Source organism: Mycobacterium sp. (assembly GCF_050701675.1).
Lineage (GTDB): Bacteria > Actinomycetota > Actinomycetes > Mycobacteriales > Mycobacteriaceae > Mycobacterium.
In genome coordinates this window covers 1-2,472 of the sequence record NZ_JBOGDD010000852.1, presented here as the reverse complement: position 1 = coordinate 2,472, position 2,472 = coordinate 1, and the positions used below count along the sequence as shown (strand labels likewise).

The 2,472-nt window shown below is 66.7% G+C and carries 2 protein-coding genes and 1 pseudogene; 2 read left to right on the top strand and 1 reads right to left on the bottom strand.

The features are described from left to right. Positions 1–124 precede the first annotated feature (124 nt). Complete coding sequence (locus ACRDUX_RS26165; protein ID WP_526417992.1) at positions 125–1,444, top strand: NtaA/DmoA family FMN-dependent monooxygenase; 1,320 nt, start codon at positions 125–127, stop codon at positions 1,442–1,444. 16 nt (positions 1,445–1,460) lie between these two features. Here the strand turns inward: ACRDUX_RS26165 and ACRDUX_RS26160 are convergent, their stop codons facing one another. After that, entirely contained in the window at positions 1,461–2,168 is a 708-nt protein-coding gene (locus ACRDUX_RS26160) for a TetR/AcrR family transcriptional regulator (RefSeq protein WP_526417990.1), read from the bottom strand. A 103-nt stretch (positions 2,169–2,271) separates the two neighbouring features. Between ACRDUX_RS26160 and ACRDUX_RS26155 the strand changes: the two are divergent. Beyond that, a pseudogene (locus tag ACRDUX_RS26155) lies at positions 2,272–2,472 on the top strand (Dabb family protein); the annotation flags it as partial.

The following is a 2,472-nucleotide window of genomic DNA, read 5'->3' as shown; positions in this document are numbered from 1 at the left end:
GGAATCTTCCGCAAGGAGTACGAATCCACCACGCTGCGGGGCCATTACGGCCTACCGCCGCTCGCGCCCAACACGAGTCGCGCCGCGGCTCGCGTTGGTTGACGGCCCGAACAGGAGACTGCAAGTGACCCGCCAGCTGCATCTGAACGTCAACGCCAACGCGCTGGGGCGCGCGCCGGGCGGTTGGCGCCTGCGCGACGATCCGCTCGGCTTCATCGACATCAGCGAGTGGGAGAACCTCGGCCGGACCGCCGAGCGGGGCCTGCTCGATGCGGTGTTCCTGGCCGAGACCCTCGGCTTCGGGCAGCAGGACTTCACCAAGCCGTGGAACGCGATCGACCCGTTCATCGTGTTGACCGCGGTCGCGCGCGCGACGACGCACGTCGGGCTGGTGGCGACGGTGTCATCGACCTACCGCCACCCGTACCACATCGCGCGCCTCGGCTCCTCTCTCGATCTGGTCTCCGGCGGCCGGGCCGCCATCAACGTCGTCACCACGCGATCGGCGCGTGCCGGCGCGCAGTTCGGGCTGGACGCCCATCCCGAATACGACACCCGTTACGGCCGTGCGGACGAGGCGATCTCGGTGATCAAGGAGTTGTGGCAGTCGTGGGACCCCGACGCGCTCGTCGGTGACAAGGAGACCGGGGAGCTGACCGACCTCTCCAAGATTCGGGAGGTCGACTACGTCGGCGAGCACTTGCGGGTGAAGACCTGGTACCAGGTGCCGCGCTCGCCGCAGGGACACCCCGTCGTGCTGCAGGCCGGTGCGTCGGAACAGGGCATCGATCTGGCCGCGAAGTACGCCGACGCGGTGTTCTGCGCCGAACACAACCTCGCCCAGGGCAAGGAATTCGCCAGAAAGGTGAAGTCCCGGGCGCGCGACGTCTACGGCCGCAACCCCGACGAGGTCCTCATCCTGCCCGGTCTGTGGCCGGTCCTAGGTAGCACCGAGGCCGAGGCGCGGGAGCGCTTCGACCTGCTGGCCAGTCTGAACTCGGAAAGCGCGGACGCGCTGGCCTCGCTGGCAGGGCAGCTCGGACTGCCGGTGGACAGCCTGCAGTTGGACCGGGAGCTGCCATGGGACCTGATCAACTCGCCGGCCTGGAAGCCCAACAGTTTCGGCTTCGCCAACTCCGTGGTCGAGGCCGCCCGTACGGACAACCTGACGGTGCGCGGCCTGCTCGAGCGGAACATCGCCGGCGGGCATCGCATCGTGGTGGGCACACCGGAGCAGGTCGCCGACGAGATCGAGACGTTCTACACCGAGGGAGCGGCGGACGGGTTCAACCTGAACCATGACTTCTACCCCGTCGGTCTCGACCTCATCGTCGACCACCTGGTGCCGGAGTTGCAGCGCCGCGGGATCTTCCGCAAGGAGTACGAGTCCACGACGCTGCGCGGGCACCTCGGCCTGCCGGTTCCGGTGGCCGCCCGGGTGTGACCGGGAGATCCGAGTTTCAGGGCGCCCGGAGACCCTCGACGAGATCGGAGAGGTCCGCGCGCTGGATGGCTGCGGGATCGTTGTGCACCGCCTGCAGGTGCCCGTAGACCTCGAGGGTGATCAGGCCGTGGATGCGTCCCCATACCCGCAGTGCGAGGGCCGCCACCGCTGGAGAGAGATCAGGAACCTCAGCGCGTACCTTGGCCACGTAGTCGGGCGGGAACTGCGACCACTTGGCGGCCGCGTACAGTGCGGGGTGGACGGGTGACACCTCTTCTGCGACGAGGCGATTGAGGGCACCGCAGATCCGTTGGGCCGCCCGGGCCCCCGGCCCGTCGGCGGGTGGTAGATAGCCGGGGATCGGGTCTCCGTAGATGAGCCGAAACTCGGCCGGATGGGTGAGCGCCCACTCGCGCAAAGCTACTCCCCACGCCACGAGGCGGGATCCCGAATTGCGCCTGCGGTTGTCACGCGGTTCGTCCAGGGTGTCCGCCAACGCGGTGTTGATGTCGTCGATCAGGGCGGTGATCAGATCGTCGCGGGTGGGGAAGTAGGTATAGATGGCTCGTGCCGTCATACCCATTTCGCCGGCGATCCCACGCAGCGAGATGCCGCCGGCGCCGTGCATCGTCAACTGCTGCAGCGCAATCGATTTGATCTCATTCGTGGTCTCGACGCGTAGACGCTCACGTCGTGTCCTTGGTCTGGTCTCGTCGGCCGGCACCTGGACAGCTTACCCGCGACGAATTGATTCACCGATGCGAAACTACACGGCGTGTACTAACGTTGGAGCAGTACTCATTTTGCACTCGCGAAAGGATATTTCGATGATCATCAGCGCACAGCGGATCAGCTTCAAACCCGATGTCGACGAGCAGGCCAAGACCCGAGCCCTTGCGGCGGTTGCCGCACTGGCACGAGCGGAACCGGTCGCATTCGCCTTCGTCGGCCAGGACATCGGTGATCCCGCCGATGGTTTCACGCACGGATTCTCCATCGGTCTGGCGGACCTCGATGCCCTCGAACGC